14 protein-coding genes and 2 pseudogenes are annotated in these 15368 nt (G+C 64.6%); 3 read left to right on the top strand and 13 right to left on the bottom strand.

From position 1 onward, the window contains the following. Positions 1-311, top strand: a 311-nt coding sequence (locus ACNKU3_RS17760; protein ID WP_418260895.1) for a hypothetical protein, incomplete at its 5' end; no start/stop codon positions are given. A 57-nt stretch (positions 312-368) separates the two neighbouring features. On the opposite strand, the gene panC is transcribed toward ACNKU3_RS17760, so the two are convergent. The 11 genes and pseudogenes from panC to dksA form a co-directional block, all read right to left on the bottom strand. Further along, the gene (gene panC / locus ACNKU3_RS17755) at positions 369-1253 is read right to left on the bottom strand and encodes a pantoate--beta-alanine ligase (protein WP_418260894.1); all 885 of its coding nucleotides are present in this window, start codon (positions 1251-1253) and stop codon (positions 369-371) included. Positions 1254-1540: 287 nt separating this feature from the next. Then, positions 1541-2332 (bottom strand): 3-methyl-2-oxobutanoate hydroxymethyltransferase, encoded by a 792-nt coding sequence (gene panB, locus ACNKU3_RS17750; protein ID WP_418260893.1) that lies wholly within the window; start codon positions 2330-2332, stop codon positions 1541-1543. Between the two features lie 13 nt (positions 2333-2345). Next, a complete protein-coding gene (locus ACNKU3_RS17745) occupies positions 2346-3026 on the bottom strand; it encodes a deoxynucleoside kinase (RefSeq protein ID WP_418260892.1) in 681 nt (226 codons plus the stop codon). Further along, positions 3004-3579: a 2-amino-4-hydroxy-6-hydroxymethyldihydropteridine diphosphokinase gene (folK, locus tag ACNKU3_RS17740; protein WP_418260891.1), complete on the bottom strand. Its 576-nt coding sequence runs from the start codon at positions 3577-3579 to the stop codon at positions 3004-3006. Before folK ends, ACNKU3_RS17745 begins: the two co-directional genes overlap by 23 nt. Then, a complete protein-coding gene (pcnB, locus tag ACNKU3_RS17735; protein ID WP_418260890.1) occupies positions 3576-4877 on the bottom strand; it encodes a polynucleotide adenylyltransferase PcnB in 1302 nt (433 codons plus the stop codon). Before pcnB ends, folK begins: the two co-directional genes overlap by 4 nt. Positions 4878-5400: 523 nt before the next feature. Continuing rightward, positions 5401-6369 (bottom strand): annotated as a pseudogene (locus ACNKU3_RS17730) (sigma-54 interaction domain-containing protein); the annotation flags it as partial. Positions 6370-6567: 198 nt separating this feature from the next. Further along, positions 6568-6837, bottom strand: a pseudogene (locus ACNKU3_RS17725) (response regulator); the annotation flags it as partial. An 85-nt stretch (positions 6838-6922) separates the two neighbouring features. After that, positions 6923-9883 (bottom strand): ATP-binding protein, encoded by a 2961-nt coding sequence (locus ACNKU3_RS17720; protein ID WP_418260889.1) that lies wholly within the window; start codon positions 9881-9883, stop codon positions 6923-6925. Continuing rightward, positions 9873-10049 (bottom strand): hypothetical protein, encoded by a 177-nt coding sequence (locus tag ACNKU3_RS17715; protein WP_418260888.1) that lies wholly within the window; start codon positions 10047-10049, stop codon positions 9873-9875. The genes ACNKU3_RS17720 and ACNKU3_RS17715 overlap by 11 nt, the downstream gene beginning before the upstream one ends. A gap of 90 nt (positions 10050-10139) precedes the next feature. After that, entirely contained in the window at positions 10140-11036 is an 897-nt protein-coding gene (gluQRS, locus tag ACNKU3_RS17710; protein ID WP_418260887.1) for a tRNA glutamyl-Q(34) synthetase GluQRS, read from the bottom strand. Positions 11037-11042: 6 nt separating this feature from the next. Then, complete coding sequence (gene dksA / locus ACNKU3_RS17705) at positions 11043-11495, bottom strand: RNA polymerase-binding protein DksA (RefSeq protein WP_418260886.1); 453 nt, start codon at positions 11493-11495, stop codon at positions 11043-11045. 212 nt (positions 11496-11707) lie between these two features. Between dksA and sfsA the strand changes: the two genes are divergently transcribed. Next, positions 11708-12439, top strand: coding sequence for a DNA/RNA nuclease SfsA (gene sfsA, locus ACNKU3_RS17700; RefSeq protein ID WP_418260885.1), 732 nt, complete (start codon positions 11708-11710; stop codon positions 12437-12439). Further along, positions 12432-13133 (top strand): M15 family metallopeptidase, encoded by a 702-nt coding sequence (locus tag ACNKU3_RS17695; RefSeq protein WP_418260884.1) that lies wholly within the window; start codon positions 12432-12434, stop codon positions 13131-13133. Before sfsA ends, ACNKU3_RS17695 begins: the two co-directional genes overlap by 8 nt. Before the next feature lie 110 nt (positions 13134-13243). Here ACNKU3_RS17695 and ACNKU3_RS17690 read toward each other — a convergent pair whose 3' ends face one another. Continuing rightward, entirely contained in the window at positions 13244-13882 is a 639-nt protein-coding gene (locus ACNKU3_RS17690; protein ID WP_418260883.1) for an inorganic pyrophosphatase, read from the bottom strand. A gap of 170 nt (positions 13883-14052) precedes the next feature. Then, positions 14053-15315 carry a 6-phosphofructokinase gene (locus ACNKU3_RS17685; RefSeq protein ID WP_418260882.1) on the bottom strand — a complete coding sequence of 421 codons (1263 nt, stop codon included), beginning with the start codon at positions 15313-15315 and terminating at the stop codon, positions 14053-14055. Positions 15316-15368 lie beyond the last annotated feature (53 nt).

Genomic DNA, 15368 nt, shown 5'->3' with positions numbered 1-15368 from the left:
GAGCGGCGATACAGGTCCCGGTACTGGTCCGCGTTGATATGGGCGTCGCTGAAGTTCGCGGGGACCGGGTGGACGGGGAATTCATGCATTGTTATCGATCCCTAAATCGTCGGTGGTGGAGTGACGATGATACGGAGCGAGGTCTGCAATTCAAGCACTTGCCGGGTTTGTGCTGGTGGGCTTTTTCTTTCGTGGGGTTCGGCGATATTGATCCGAGCCTCCCCTCCCGTTTCGCGCTCGGCAAGCAGAGCTACGCACTACAAGCGGCACCATGCCGGGCCATACTTGACGGCCAAGCGCTACGCCAGTAGTGAGTTGGATAATAGGGGATTGAAGAAGTACGTTGCGGAAAAACGGGTGAGTTCAACTCACCCGTCAGCCAGCATGCCCCAGTCGGATACCGGGTTCAGCGACAGCCGCACATTGTCGATCAGGCGGGTCTTGCCGAGCCGGGCGGCGACCAGGATGGCCACCTCCTCGGTTGCGTCGGTGACCGGCCGCAGGGTGCGGGCGTCGCGAATGGCGAAGTAGTCCGGTTCGAAGCCCGCTTTCAGCAGGTTCATCCGGGCGTGGGATTCCAGTTGCAGGAAGTTGTCGAAACCGCAGGCAATGGCGTCGCGGCAGTTGGCCAGCGTCTGGTGGAGCAGGGGGGCGACGCGCCGTTCCTGCTTGCTCAGGTAGCCGTTGCGCGAACTCTTGGCCAGGCCGTCCTCGTCGCGGGTGGTCGCGACACCGACAATCTGCACCGGAATGCACAGGTCCCTGACCATCTTGCGCACGATGGAGAGCTGTTGGAAGTCCTTCTCGCCGAAGATGGCGGCGTCCGGACGCACCAGGTTGAGCAGCTTGTTGACCACCGTGGTCACGCCATCGAAATGGCCCGGGCGGCTGGCGCCACAGAGGGTGTCGCCGAGGTCGGGAACGCTGACCACGGTCTGCGCTTCCATGCCATCCGGGTAGACGTCTTCCACACCGGGCGCGTAGAGGAACTGCACGCCTTCGGCGAACAACTTCTCCTTGTCGGCGGTGAGGGTGCGCGGGTACGAATCGAAGTCTTCGTTGGGCCCGAATTGCAGCGGGTTGACGAAGATTGAAACGACGACGACATCGCAAAGGCCGCGGGCCTTGCGCACGAGGTCGAGATGGCCTTCGTGCAGGTTGCCCATGGTGGGAACGAAACCGATGCTTTGGCCTTCACTGCGGGCACGTTGCAAAGCGGCCTGTAACTGGCTGCTGGAAGTGCAAGTTCGCATATCTACCTTCTCCCCTGGGGATGAAATGGTGACGCTAAACCCATGTTCACGGTGGTTGAGTAACCCTGCCCAAAACAGTGCTTTCGGCGGGAGGGGGAGTATGCACCATGCCCCAACTACGGGCAATAGCATTTTATGAATAATTCACACTCTTTGTTACCTATGGAAGCGCTGCCTGTAACAAAAGTCAGTGTGGCGAGGGTCTGGGCGTGCTAATTGCAACAAAAGTGTTACCCGCCCAGGGCGCCGGACGGGCTCTGGGGGAATTCCAGTGTGTGAGTACTTGCTTACGTGTAGCTGTGCTCGTCGCGCGGGTATTCGCCTGACTTGACGGCATCGACGAAGGCTTTGATGGCCGACTGCACGGAATCCTGGCCGACCATGAAGTTCTGCACGAAGCGAGGGGTGTGGTCGGACAGGCCGAGCAGGTCGTGCATTACCAGGACCTGGGCGTCGGTGCCCGGGCCGGCGCCGATTCCGATCACCGGGATGTCCAGTTTGGTGCTGATGTCCGCGGCGAGATCCTGGGGGATGCATTCGAGCACCAGCAGGCTGGCGCCGGCATCCTGGATTTCCACCGCGTCGGCGAGAATCGACTTGGCGCCCTTGGGCGTGCGGCCTTGTACCCGGTAGCCGCCGAAGACGTTGACCGACTGGGGGGTCAGGCCGAGGTGGGCGCAGACCGGGATGCCGCGCTCGACCAGCATGCTGATACTGTCGGACAGCCACACGCCGCCTTCCATCTTGACCATCTGCGCCCCGGCCTGCATCAGGCGGGTGGCGTTGACCATGGTCTGCTCGGGGGTGGTATAGGTCATGAAGGGCAGGTCGGCGATGACCAGCGAATCGACCGCGGCGCGCGACACGCACTCGGTGTGGTAGGCCATGTGCTCGATGGTCACGGGGATCGTGCTGTCGTGGCCCTGGACCACGTTGCCGAGGGAGTCGCCGACCAGGATGGTTTCAGCCCCGGCCGCGCCGATCAGGCGGGCGAAGGTGGCGTCATAGGCCGTGATGCAGACAAACTTTTCCCCTGAGGCTTTCATGTTCTTCAGGGTACTGACGGTGACTTTGCCCATGAGCCGCCCCGTGCTAGCCAAAAAAGGTCGGGTTGAAGTAGTGGCGACCGCTGCGAATGTCCAGCAGGTAATCCACCAGGTGATTGTAGTCCCTGTCGCCGTTGGCCAGGTCGATTTCACTGGCGTTGACGATCAGCAGAGGTGCGCCATCGTAATATAGAAAGAACTCACTGTACACTTCGTTCAGGCGCTCCAGGTAGCTGCGCTCGATCCCCTGTTCGGCGGGCAGGCCGCGGGCCTCGATGCGCGAAAGCAGCACATCGGTAGAGGCCTGCAGGTAGATCACCAGGTCCGGCTGCGGGGCGTCGATGGTGAGCTGCTGGTAGACCTTCTCGTAGAGCTGGTACTCCTCGCGGTCGAGATTGATGCGCGCGAACAGCGGGTCTTTCTCGATCAGGAAGTCGGCCACGCGCACCGGTTCGAAGATGTCGGTCTGGCGCAGGTCCTGGATTTTCTGCGCCCGCTGGAACAGGAAGAACAGCTGGGTGGCCAGCGCCGCCTGCTCGCGGTTGCGGTAAAAGCGTTCCAGGAAGGGGTTCTGTTCCGCTTCCTCCAGCAGGATCTCGTAGTTGAAGCTGGCGGCGAGCCGCTTGGCGAGAGTGGTCTTGCCCACGCCAATCGGTCCTTCCACGGCGATGTAGGAGGGCCGCTTGCGCCCCTTGGAATCGATGTTAATGGCCTTTGTCCCCCGCATCCGGGCCGTTTCCAGGTGCCTGCCGCCGGTCGCTGGCGCGCGCCGTGCTCCCGGGAGTCTCCCGCAGGGACAGCGTGGTCCGCTGCAGGCCCTCCGGGGGGCAGGTCGCTAGTAATTTACCAAGTTCCTCGCCGTTGGGCAGTAGCAAATTCGCACCCGCGACAGCGGCGAGCGGGTAGAGGACGAACGCCCGCTGGGTCATGCGCGGATGGGGCACCGTGAGTCGCGGTTCGTCGATGCGCTGCGCCCCATACAGCAGTAAATCGAGGTCCAGGGTTCGCGCGCCCCAGCGGACCTCGCGCTCCCGGCCCTGGGCCGCTTCGATGGCCTGCAGCGCGTCGAGCAGCGCCAGTGGCTGCAGGTCGGTGTCCAGGCGCACGACGGCGTTGAGGTAGTCCGGCTGCTCCCCCGGTCCCACCGCGGCGCTGCGGTAGAGCGGCGAGCAGGCGGCGAGCCGGGTGCCCGGCAGCTTGTCGAGTGCGCCGGCGGCTCGCTGTAGCTGCGCCAGCGGATTGCCCAGGTTGCTGCCCAGGGCGATGTAGGCAGGAATCATGAATTGGCGTTATTGCGGCGTCTGCGCGGGCGGCGCCGCCGGGGCGCGGGGCGCTCGACGTCCTCGCCACCGGGCAGTGGCTTGATGTCCGGGTTCTGCTGCTGGAACTCGGTCCACCAGGCGCCCAGACCGCCGGTGTCTTCCCCGGCCTGCTCGCGCAGCAGGAGGAAATCGTAGGCGGCGCGAAAGCGGCGGTGTCCGGCCAGTTCCATGGCCTTCTTGCCCTTCTTGCGGACGAGGCGCAGCTGGAATTCCCAGATCTCGCGCATCGGCTGGCTGAAGCGGCGCGGAATGGCGACGTGCTGGACAGCATCCGCGATTACCTGCTGGGCGGCGCTGTGCAGGGCGGGAACCGGCGGCTCGCCGGCGGCCTCGAGGCGCTGGGCGAGGTCGCGGGTTACCGGCCACAGCAGGGCAGCGAAGAGGAAGGCCGGGGTGACCGGTTTGTCCTCGGCGATACGCTGGTCGGTGTTGCGCATGGCCGCCCGCACCAGGGCCAGGGCCGCGGGGTCGCGCTGCAGGATGGCGTCGGCCTCCGGGAACAGGTATTGCAGCAGGTCGTGGCGCAGCAGCTGCTCCAGGGTGGCGGTGGCATAGCCGCTGAGGAACAGCTTGAGGAATTCGTCGAACAGGCGCGCGGAGGGAATTTCCCGCAGCAGTGGCGCGCAGGCGGGGATGGCGGCGGCGGTGCCGCGCTCGATATCAAAATCCAGCTTCGCCGCGAAGCGCAGGACCCGCAGCATGCGCACCGGGTCTTCGCGGTAGCGCTGGGCCGGGTCGCCGATGATATGGATAAGGCGCTGCTCGAGGTCCGGCAGGCCGTCGACGTGGTCCAGCACCTCGAAGCTGCCGGCATCGTAGTACAGGGCGTTGACGGTCAGGTCGCGGCGTACGGCATCTTCTTCCAGGGTGCCGAAGACGTTGTCGCGCAGCAGCAGGCCCTTTTCCGATTGCCGGGCGTGCTTGCCGCTGTGTTCCGAGCCGCGGTCGTCGCCGTTGTCGTGGTGACCGCGGAAGGTGGTGACCTCAATGATTTCCCGGCCAAAGCGCACATGCACGATGCGGAAGCGGCGGCCGATGATGCGCGAGTTGCGGAACAGGCCGTGGACGACTTCCGGGGTGGCGTCGGTCGCCACGTCGAAATCCTTGGGATGGCCACCCAGCAGCAGGTCCCGCACGGCGCCGCCAACGAGATAGGCCTGGTAGCCCTCGCTGCGCAGTCGCGCCATGACTTTCAGTGCGCTGTCGCTGATGTTCTTGCGCGAAATGCAGTGCTGGTCCCGGGGGATGACTTTCAAGGGAGTGTACGCCTGGTCCTTGGTGCTGGTGAGCCGGGTCGCAGTGTACCACAGGTCTCAGAGGTGTCGCGGTCGCTTTTGCCGGGCCCCAAATGAACGAAGGGGAAGACATAGTCTTCCCCATCCAGGTCTGGTGCGCAGTGTTATTGTTATTTCTATCGTGTTTTTATTATTAGTCACGCAACTATCGATGTCTAAACGTCGAAAGTTGTTCTGATTTTTTGTGTCGACAACATCGGGAGACAACTGTCTCGCCAGTAATTGTCGGACCTCTAATAAATTGAAGGGGAAGTTTCCCTCCCCATCCAGGTCCATAGTGATGTCTGTTATTTTTATTAATCGTGCTTGTTATTTTTATTTGTCACACTGCCCCATAGATAGCAGTGTGCGTGCCAGAAATAAGAAAAATCAATAAAAACAATAAGATGTATATTTTTGACTTGTGTGAGCGAGTGCTAGTTTTTTGGTTTTGTTACCTAATTACCCTGCGATTCGTAACCGATCCAAGCGAGGGTAACGCCCTTCAGCCATCCACAGAGGCCCGCCGGCGACGCGGTTGGGTGCCGGATTTGCTGCGCGGAATGCCGAAGCGCTGGCGGCGTTCCCACAGGCATTTGCGGCTGATGCCGAGTTTCTGCGCCAGTTCGGTTTCGCTCATTGAGTCCTGGTGCTCCAGCACGAAGTGCTGGAAATAATCCTCCAGGGAGAGGTCTTCCTGGGGTTCACTGGCGCTGCTCTTGCGCTCGCTGCTGGGCGGCTTGCTGGGGCTGCTGTCGCCGCGCAGGCGGTTGACGTTGACCAGTTCGAGGTCGATACCCAGGTTCTCGTTGTCGATCTCGTCGTCGTCGGCGAGAACCGCCGCCCGTTCGATGGCGTGCTCGAGTTCCCGGACGTTGCCGGGCCACTGGTAGGTGGTGATGGCCTGGATCGCCCTGGGAGACAGGTACATTTCCGGTTTGCCGAGTTTCTGCGCCTGGATCTGCAGCATGTGCTCCGCCAGGTGCAGGATGTCCTTGCCGCGTTCGCGCAGGGGCGGCAGCAGCAGGCGCAGTACGTTGATGCGGTAGTAAAGGTCCTGGCGGAACAGGCCGTTGGTGGCCAGCTGCGGCAGGTTGCGGTGGGTGGCGCAGATCAGCCGTACATCGACCTTGCGTGAGTGCACCGAGCCGATACGGCGGATTTCGCCCTCCTGGATGAAGCGCAGCAGGCGCGCCTGGGCTTCCATCGGCAGCTCCCCGATTTCATCGAGGAACAGGGTGCCGCCATCGGCGGCTTCGATCAGGCCCATGCGGCTGGCGTTGGCCCCGGTGAATGCACCTTTCTCGTAGCCGAACAGTTCGGATTCGATCAGGGTTTCCGGGATGGCCGCGCAGTTGACGCAGATCAGGGTCTTGTCGGCCCGCCGGCTGAGCCGGTGGACATTGCGCGCCACCAGTTCCTTGCCGGTGCCGGTCTCACCGAGTACCAGCACCGTGGACTCCGTGGGCGCCATACGCTGCAACTGTTCGAACATGGTCTGCATGGCCTGGCAATTGCCCACCAGGCCGGTGCCCGGGGCCTCGTCGCGGGGACGGTTGCGGGCGGCCTTTTCCTGCTGGGCGCGCGGTGTTGGGTGATCCGCAATAATCCGCTGCACCGCGTTGACCATGTCGCCGTGGTCAAAGGGCTTGGCGATGTAATCCACCGCGCCCATGCGCATGGAATCCACCGCCGAGCGCAGGCTGGCGTAACTGGTCATGATCAGTACCGGCACTTCCCCGGCCTTCTTTATCAGGTCGGTTCCCGGCGCGCCGGGCAGGCGCAGGTCGGAAATTATGAGGTCGAATTCCTCGAGGTTAAAGTCCGTTTCGGCCTGGTGGACGGAGCCCGCTTCGTTCACCTGGTAGCCATTGCGCTCCAGCAGACGATGTAGGGCGGTGCGAATGACGGACTCGTCTTCGACAACGAGAATTTTCTGCATGCTTGGGTACCCGGAATTCAGGGATTATCGAAGATACTCCTCGTGGGAAGAATATGCCAGTTTGCGGGCAAAATGGGGCCTGCGGTTACACCTCAAAGGCCTCGCCATAGCTGGCGGCGGCCAGTGTCAGGGTAAACCGGCTGCCCGGATGTGCACCGCTGTGCAGCGGGCTGGTGAGCTGCACCGAACCGCCGAGGTCGTCCATGATGCTGTAGACCAGTGACAGCCCGAGCCCGGTGCCGGCGCCGGGATCCTTGGTCGTGAAGAAGGGCTCGAAGATCTGGCTCTGCAGTGCCGCGGGGATGCCGTGTCCGTTGTCCTCGACGTCGACCAGCACCCGCTCGTCCTGCAGGTAGGAGCGCACCTGGACCCGCCCCTCCCCGTTGCAGGCGTCGCGGGCGTTGCCGAGCAGGTTGATGAAAACCTGCAGCAGCAGCTGGCTGTCAGCCAGCACCACGACCTCGCGGTCGCAGAGGTTGCTGAACTGGATCGGCGGCGCTTCGCGATCGAGGCTGAGCAGGTGCACCGCCTCGTCGACGCAGTCCGCGAGGTTGCAGGGCTTCAACTCCAGGTCCGCCGCCTGGGAGCCCGCGTGGGAGAAGTTGACCAGGGAGTCGACGATCCGCGACACCCGCTCCGTCTGCCGCAGGATGTCCTGGGCGGTGAAGCGGACTTCATCGTTGCTCTCGGCGTACTCCAGGTTCTGCGCGAGGCAGGCGATGGCGGTCACCGGGTTGCCGATCTCGTGGGCAACGCCCGCGGACAGGCGGCCGATGGAGGCCAGGCGCTCGTTGTGCAGGAGTTCTTCCTCCATGCGCTCGTAGTCGGTGATGTCCTCCACCAGCAGCATGGTGTCCCCTTCGGCGGTGACCGATTTGTGCAGGCTGACCCAGCGGTGGCCTTCGTCGCCCGCTTTCACTTCGGCCTTGAGCAGGGCGTCGCTGTCGCCGGCGCGGAATTCCGACAGCAGCTTGCCCCAGGGTGCCGGCAGGGTGTCGACCAGCGCCCCGAGCACGTCCGGCGCGGTGATGTCGGTCAGGCGCACCATGGCGCGGTTCCACATCAGCATCTCGCCGTCGGAGCCCATCGAGCACAGTCCCACGGGCAGGGTGTCGAGGGTTTCCCGGTAGCGGCGGCGCAGGGCGTCGAGGTCCGCGGCGAGGCCGGTGAACTGCACCTGCGTGTCGAGGAAGCGCTCGATCAGGGTGATGTCCTCGGTGCCGCCCGACTGGATCGGGATGCAACGTTCGATGATGTTGTGGGCCACCGCGGGACCCAGCAGGCCGGAGAGATTGGCCTCGATGCGGCGGCGCAGCCGGCGCAGGGCGTAGGGGCGCGCCTCGTCTTCCGCGAACTGCAGCTCGCCGAGGGCCTTGTGCACCTCGGCCTGGGCGGTGCGCTCGCCGAGGGCGGGGCGCAGCAGTTCGACGAACTCACCGGCGTTGACCAGGGGCAGCAACTGGCGCACCGGCCGGTTGAGGTCGTCCATGGAGCAGATCTCGGCGGCGACCCGCTCCTCGTCGCTGGTGGGCGCCAGCAGGGAGACGATGATGAACAGGGTCACGTTCACGGCGAGTGCCAGGATGCTGGCAATGGCCCAGGCGTCGTTGCCCACGCCCGGGAGCCAGGGTGCCAGCGCCTCGGCGATGCCCGGGGTATAGCCGCGGGTCACCGGCAGCAGGACGGCGACGAACCACACGATCAGCCCGCCCCACAGGCCTGCCAGCAGCCCGCTGCGATTGGCGTGGGGCCAGTAGGGCGTGGCGACCAGGCCCGGCAGGAAATGCAGCGTGCCGGAAAACGCCAGGTAGGCCAGCCCCATCAGGTTCTGCCGGCCGTCCAGCCCGAGATAGGAGAAGTAGGCGCCGGCGATGAGGATGACGATCAGGGCCCGCCGCAGCCAGCGCAGGTGGCGATAGATATCGCTGTCCTGGCTCAGGTTGAGCAGCCGGGAGGGCAGGATCAGGTGGTTCAGGCACATGTTGGCCAGCGCCAGGGTGGCGACCACGATCGCGGCACTGGCCGCCGAGAGGGTGGCCAGGAAAGCCAGTACGCTGACCAGTGGCGAGTCGAGGTACTCGCCGAGCAGCAGCCCGACATACTCCAGGTTGCCGGCACCGGCGAGGTCCAGCCGCAGACCCGCCCATGCCAGCGGCAGTACCGGCAGGCTTAACAGCATCAGGTACAGTGGAATGGCCCAGGAGGCGATCCGCAGGTCCCGGCTGTCGGTATTCTCCGCGAACAGCATGTGGAACACGTGGGGCATGCACAGGCCGCCGGCGAAAAACAGCAACAGGAAGGCATGGGCGTTCTGGATCGGCAGGTTGCGGGTCAGTTGCTCGTGCGCGGCGGGCGCTTCCCGCAACCACTGCTGCATTTCCGGGAAACCGCCGAAGACGGTGAAAACCGCGATCGCGCCCAGCAGCAGCAGGGCGATCAGCTTGACCAGCGAGGCGAAGGCCATCGCCGCCACCAGGCCCACGTTGCGTTCCTGGGCGGAGATGTTGCGGGCGCCGAACAGCATGGCGAAGGCGCTCATGACCACACAGGTCAGCAGGGCGGCGCTGCGGTGGTTGAGGGTTTCCGCGCCGGTGCCGGGAAAGCGGCTGCCGAGTTGCTGGATGCTGTCGCCGAGGGCCTGGATCTGCAATGCCAGCAGCGGCATCAGCGCGATGCACATGGCGACAGTGACCGCGGCGCCGACCCGGGCGCTGCGGAAGCGGAAGGTCAGCAGGTCCGCCAGGGACGCCAGCTGGTAAACCCGTGAAAGGCGCAGCAGGGGCATCAGCAGCAGAGTCGAGAACACGAACAGCAGGCCCACCCCGGTGTAGTAGAGGAAAAAGTTGTAGCCATAGCGGTGGGCCAGTTCGAGCACGCCATTGCTGGCCATTGCCCCCGCGAACACGCCCAGCGAGAGAATGTAGGTGGCCGGGTGGTGGGAGATGCGCCGGGAAATACCGCCGCGGTCCGCCAGCAGGGCGACCGCGAACAGGCTGGCGAGAAACAGGGCGACGAGCAGCAGGACCTGCGTCAGGCTAGAGCTCATCCGGGTTCCTCGAGCGGTTGGCCCACCAGGTCACCAGCACCACGCAGATCCAGAGGAAGTAGTAACGGTACCAGGCGCTGTAGTCGGCGCTCAGCCAGTCCTTGGCGACCGGATAGCAAAGCAGGGCGAGGATCAGCGCCAGTACCAGCATGCGGTTGATATACATGGGTTTAGTGGTCCCGGCTGGCGATGGCTAGGGGGATACTACTCAAGGGTATGCGGGGGGTAAAGCCGCGATCGTCGATGCCGGCGTGCATCAGCGCGCGTCGCGGGGGCCGGGCATGCCCAGCACCGGGGGCAGGGCGGCCGGGTTCCAGTTGGCGCAGGCGCTGGCGAGAATGCCGTCACAGTCGCGCAACGCGGCGGGTGGTTGCGGCTGGTTGAGAAAGTCCAGCGCCTGGCGCAGGTTGTTCCCCGCCTGTGCGGCGACCAGGGGTGGCGCGTGATTCTGTTTGCTCAGCTTTTGCCCGTCGGCATGGGTGATCACCGGCAGGTGCAGGTAGTGCGGGTGCGGCAGGCCGAGGCAGGCCTGCAGGTAGAGCTGGCGGGCAGTGGAGTCGAGCAGGTCCGAGCCGCGCACGATATGGGTGATATCCTGGAAGCCGTCGTCCACGACGACCGCCAGCTGGTAGGCGTAGAGGCCGTCCTTGCGGCGCAGGACGAAATCCGGGAGCGCGGCGTCGAGGCGTTCGCTGAATTCGCCCTGCAGGCCGTCGCGGAAGTGGATGACGGTGTTGTCCGGAACCCGGATGCGCAGGGCATGGTGTTCGCCGATGGCGGACTGGCGCGGCGCGCAGCGGCCGCCGCAGGCGCCGCCGGGTCCCAGCATGGCGCGGGTACAGTCGCAGCGAAACAGCAGGCCGCGGCTACCCAGGGTCTGCAGTGCGGCGTCGTAGGCGGCGTGGCGCGCGCTCTGCCAGAGAATGTCCTCATCCGGGTGCAGGCCGTGGGCGGCCAGGGCGTCGAGAATGCTGGCGGCGGCGCCGGGTTCCTCCCGGGGCGGGTCGAGGTCTTCCATGCGCACCAGCCAGGCGCCGCCGTGGCGGCGAGCCTCCAGGTAACTGGCGAGGGCGGCGATCAGCGAGCCGAGATGAAGCGGTCCGGTGGGGGAGGGGGCGAAACGCCCCCGGTAGCCGGGCTGGGAATCAGGCAAGGCGCCTCAGCCCAGTTCCTGGCGTTCCTTGATTTCGTCCAGGGTCTTGCAATCGATGCAGAGGCTGGCGGTGGGACGGGCTTCCAGGCGCTTGATGCCGATCTCGATACCGCAGGCATCGCAGTAGCCGTAGTCGTCCTGGTCGATGCGCTCCATGGTGGAGTCGATTTTCTTGATCAGCTTGCGCTCGCGATCGCGGGTGCGGAGTTCAAGGCTGAACTCTTCTTCCTGGGTCGCGCGGTCGGCGGGATCGGGGAAGTTGGCCGCTTCGTCCTTCATATGGGTAACGGTGCGGTCGACTTCCTGCATCAGTTCGGATTTCCAGTTGAGCAGAATCGCCCGGAAATGGTCCTTTTGCTCGTCGTTCATGTACTCCTCACCCTTCTTTGGCTTGTAGGGCGTGAAGTTCTTGAAGTCAGAAGCGGATTTAGCGGCAGGTTTCTTGGCTGCTTTCGGCATGGTTTTGTCCCATACGGTAAAACAAACGACACAATACTCACAGTAAACCGGCGGTCGTTGCATCCAGCCGCCAGTCGAGGGCGGAGAAACTACCAGATTCATGCGGGCTACGCCACTGTTTTTCAACGGCTTTGCGGGGGCGTTGCAGAGACCGGTTTGCCCCGTTTCCGGCGATTGCTAGAATGCCCGAAACCCGCGGGAGCCCTCGATTCATGACACAACCCCAAGCTGCGGTGGACGGTCTTGCCAGCGGTCGCCTGTTGCGCCGCTACAAGCGCTTCCTCGCCGACGTGCAACTGGACAGCGGCGAGCAAATCACCGTGCACTGCCCCAACACCGGCGCCATGACCGGCTGTGCGGAGCCCGGCAGCCGGGTGTGGCTCTCGCATTCTGCCTCCCGCACCCGCAAGTACCCCTATACCTGGGAGCTGGTGGAGACCGCGGCGGGGATGGCCTGCATCCACTCGGCGCGCGCCAACAAGGTGGTGCAGGCGGCGTTCGAACAGGGGGTGATCCCCGGTTTCGAGGCCTACCCGGATATCCGCCGCGAGGTGAAGTACGGCGAGGGCAGCCGGGCCGACCTGCTGCTGGAGGGCAGCGCCGGGCGCGTGTTCGTGGAAGTGAAGTGCGTCACCCTGTGTGTGGCGGATGGCCAGGGCCTGTTCCCCGATGCGGTCAGCGAGCGCGGCCGCAAGCATATCCGCGAACTGGCACTGGTCGCCGGCGGGGATACCCGGGCGCTGCTGTTTTTCTGTGTCTTCCACACCGGCATCAAGCGGGTCAGCGCCGCCGGCGCGATCGACCCGGCCTATCGCGACGCGCTGCAGCAGGGAATCGCGGAGGGGGTCGAGGTGCTGGCCTGGGGCGCCGATGTCACCCCGCAGGGAATCCAGCTGGCGCGCCCGCTGCCGTTTACCCTCGACCCGGTAAGCGGCGGTGAATGAAATCCTGACCCCGGCGCAACTGACCGGGCGCGACGCCTCCCATCTGGTGGACGTCGCCGGTGAGCATCGCCTGCAACCCGCAGCCGCGCGGGCCTTCGCCTTGCTGCAGGCGGACGCCCGGGAGGCGGGATTTGACCTCGCCATCGCCAGCAGTTTCCGCTCCTTCGAGCGCCAGCTGGCAATTTTCAACGGCAAGGCGCGCGGCCTACGACCGGTGCACGACGACGCCGGCCAGCCCGTCGACCTCGCCGCGCTCGGCCCGGCGGAAAAACTGCGGGCCATCCTGCGCTTCTCCGCCCTGCCGGGGACTTCCAGGCACCACTGGGGTACCGATCTCGATGTCTACGATGCTGCGGCGGTAGCCCCGGACTACGCGGTCCAGCTGTCCCCGCAGGAGGTCTGGGCACCGGGTCCCTTCGCCCCCCTGCACGACTGGCTCGACCAGCGGATGGCGCAGGGTGAATCCCGGGGCTTTTACCGCCCCTATAACGAGGATCGCGGCGGCGTTGCCCCCGAGCGCTGGCACCTTTCCTTTGCGCCGGCGGCGCGCTACTGCGAGAGCCGTGTGTCCCCGCAGGTGTTGCTGGACTGCTGGCGCGGCGAACTGGAATTGCTGGATGCCGTCGAAGCGGAACTCGACGCCCTGCTGGTGCGCTATGTGGCAGTGCCCGCGGGCTGGTGTCCGCAGTCCTGAGCGTTGGCGGCGTGAAACCTGTGGCAGGTGTTGCGGCAGTGGGGAAGTAATGCGGTGGGGCCGGAAGGGAGACGAGTGCCCGCCCGGGGCAGGCACTCGTGGGGGAACGCTTAGCCCTTGGCCTGCTCGTGCAGGTGGCCGTAGTGGTTCCAGTAGTCTTTCTCGGCAGCGGCGATCACCTTCAGGGCTTCCTCGCGGCCGTAGACGTAGTCGACCTTGATGTCGACGTTCTTGCCGGGAATCATCTTGTAGGTGGAGAAGTAGTGCTGCAGGCGCTCCGCCTTGATGCTGGGCAGGTCGGTGATGTCCTGCACGTCGCCCCAGATGTTGTCGCCTTCGAGTACCGCGACGATCTTGTCGTCGGCTTCGCCGCCGTCGATCATCTGGATACCGCCAACCACGCGGGCCTTCAGGATGATGTCGGCACGGGTGATGTGGCGCTCGGAGAACACGCAGATATCCAGCGGGTCGCCGTCAGCTTCGGCGGCGTCCGGGCAGCGCTTGGCCACTTCCTCGGCACAGTAGGTGCGGGGAATGAAGCCGTACAGCGCGGGCGGGCTGGAGGTGGTGCGCTGGGGGCGGTCGACCATCAGGAAGCCGGAAGCCTTGTCCAGCTCGTACTTCACGACGTCATCGGGAGTCATTTCGATGTAGACGTTAACGATGTCCTCGGGGGACTCGTTGTTGCGGGCGTGCAGGCCGTGCCAGGGGTGACGGCGCCAGCGGTTGAAATCGCGATTGCTGTACATGGGTGTTCCTCCGGAAAAAGGGGATAACGCCCGCGCTGCGGGCTCCTCAAGTGGCGCGCATTGTACCGGCTTTGCGCCCTGAAATCCCCGCTCCCGGGGAATTTTCACTGCCGGGAGAGCAGGAATTTCCGGGTTGTGCTGCCGGATTTGCCGTTACTCGGCGGCGGTGCTTACAGCTTGAATCGGGTCTTCAGGCGTTTTGGCACCAGCTGGTTCTTCAGGGTGACGTACTCGGGCATGCCGCGGCGGTAGCCGGGGTAGGCCTCGCCCTGGATCAGGGGCTCGAGGTAGTCGCGGGCGGCATCGGTAATATTGAACCCATCGCGGCTGATGTAGCTGCGCGGCATCATCTTCTCGACATTGGCCACCTTGTCCAGGGGAGCCTCGACGATCTTCCAGCTGTAGCGCTTGCCCGTGCCGCGCTGGATCGCGGGCATGACCGAGTTCTTGCCCGCCAGCGCCATTTCCACTGCCGCTTCGCCCACCGCGTAGGCCTGGTCGAGGTCGGTCTGCGAGGCGATATGCCGCGCTGCCCGCTGCAGGTAGTCGGCCACCGCCCAGTGGTACTTGTAACCGAGCTCGTCCTTGATCATTTGCGCCAGCATCGGCGCCAGCCCGCCCAACTGGGCGTGGCCGAAGGCGTCGCGCAGGCCGGATTCGGAGAGGAAGGTGCCGTCCTTGTACTGGGCGCCCTCGGAGGCCACCACCACGCAGTAGCCGTACTTCTTCACCGTGCTTTGCACCCGCTTGAGGAATTTCTCGCGGTTGAAGGCAATTTCCGGGAACAGGATGATATGCGGCGCGTCCCCCTCCTTCTCGGCGGCAAGCCCGGATGCCGCGGCAATCCAGCCCGCGTGGCGGCCCATCACCTCGAGGATGAACACCTTGGTTGACGACTCGCACATGGAGGCGACATCCAGCGCCGCCTCGCGGGTGGAAATCGCCACGTACTTGGCCACCGACCCGAAGCCCGGGCAGTTGTCGGTCAGGGGCAGGTCGTTGTCGATGGTCTTGGGAACGTGAATCGCCTGCAGCGGGTAGCCCATGGACTCGCTGAGCTGGGACACCTTGAGGCAGGTGTCGGCGGAGTCGCCGCCGCCGTTATAAAAGAAGTAACCGATATCGTGCGCAGCGAACACCTCGATCAGGCGCTCGTACTCGGCGCGGTTCTCCTCCAGGCTCTTCATCTTGTGGCGGCAGGAACCGAAAGCACCGGACGGTGTGGTCATCAGGCCGTGGATCGCCTTGCTGCTTTCCTTGCTGGTGTCGATCAGCTCCTCGCGCAGTGCGCCGATAATCCCGTTGCGCCCCGCCAGTACCTTGCCGATCTTGCCGCGGTGCTTGCGCGCGGTCTCGATGACGCCACAGGCAGAGGCGTTGATGACGGCGGTCACGCCACCGGATTGAGCGTAGAACGCGTTTTTCTTGGGCATCGGGATTGTCTCGGTAGGGAATTGGCTCGGGCAACTCCCGCGTATGATACGGG

The sequence above is a fragment of the Haliea sp. E17 genome (assembly GCF_048323675.1).
Classification (GTDB): domain Bacteria; phylum Pseudomonadota; class Gammaproteobacteria; order Pseudomonadales; family Halieaceae; genus Mangrovimicrobium.
This window is presented reverse-complemented; position numbering and strand designations above follow the sequence as displayed.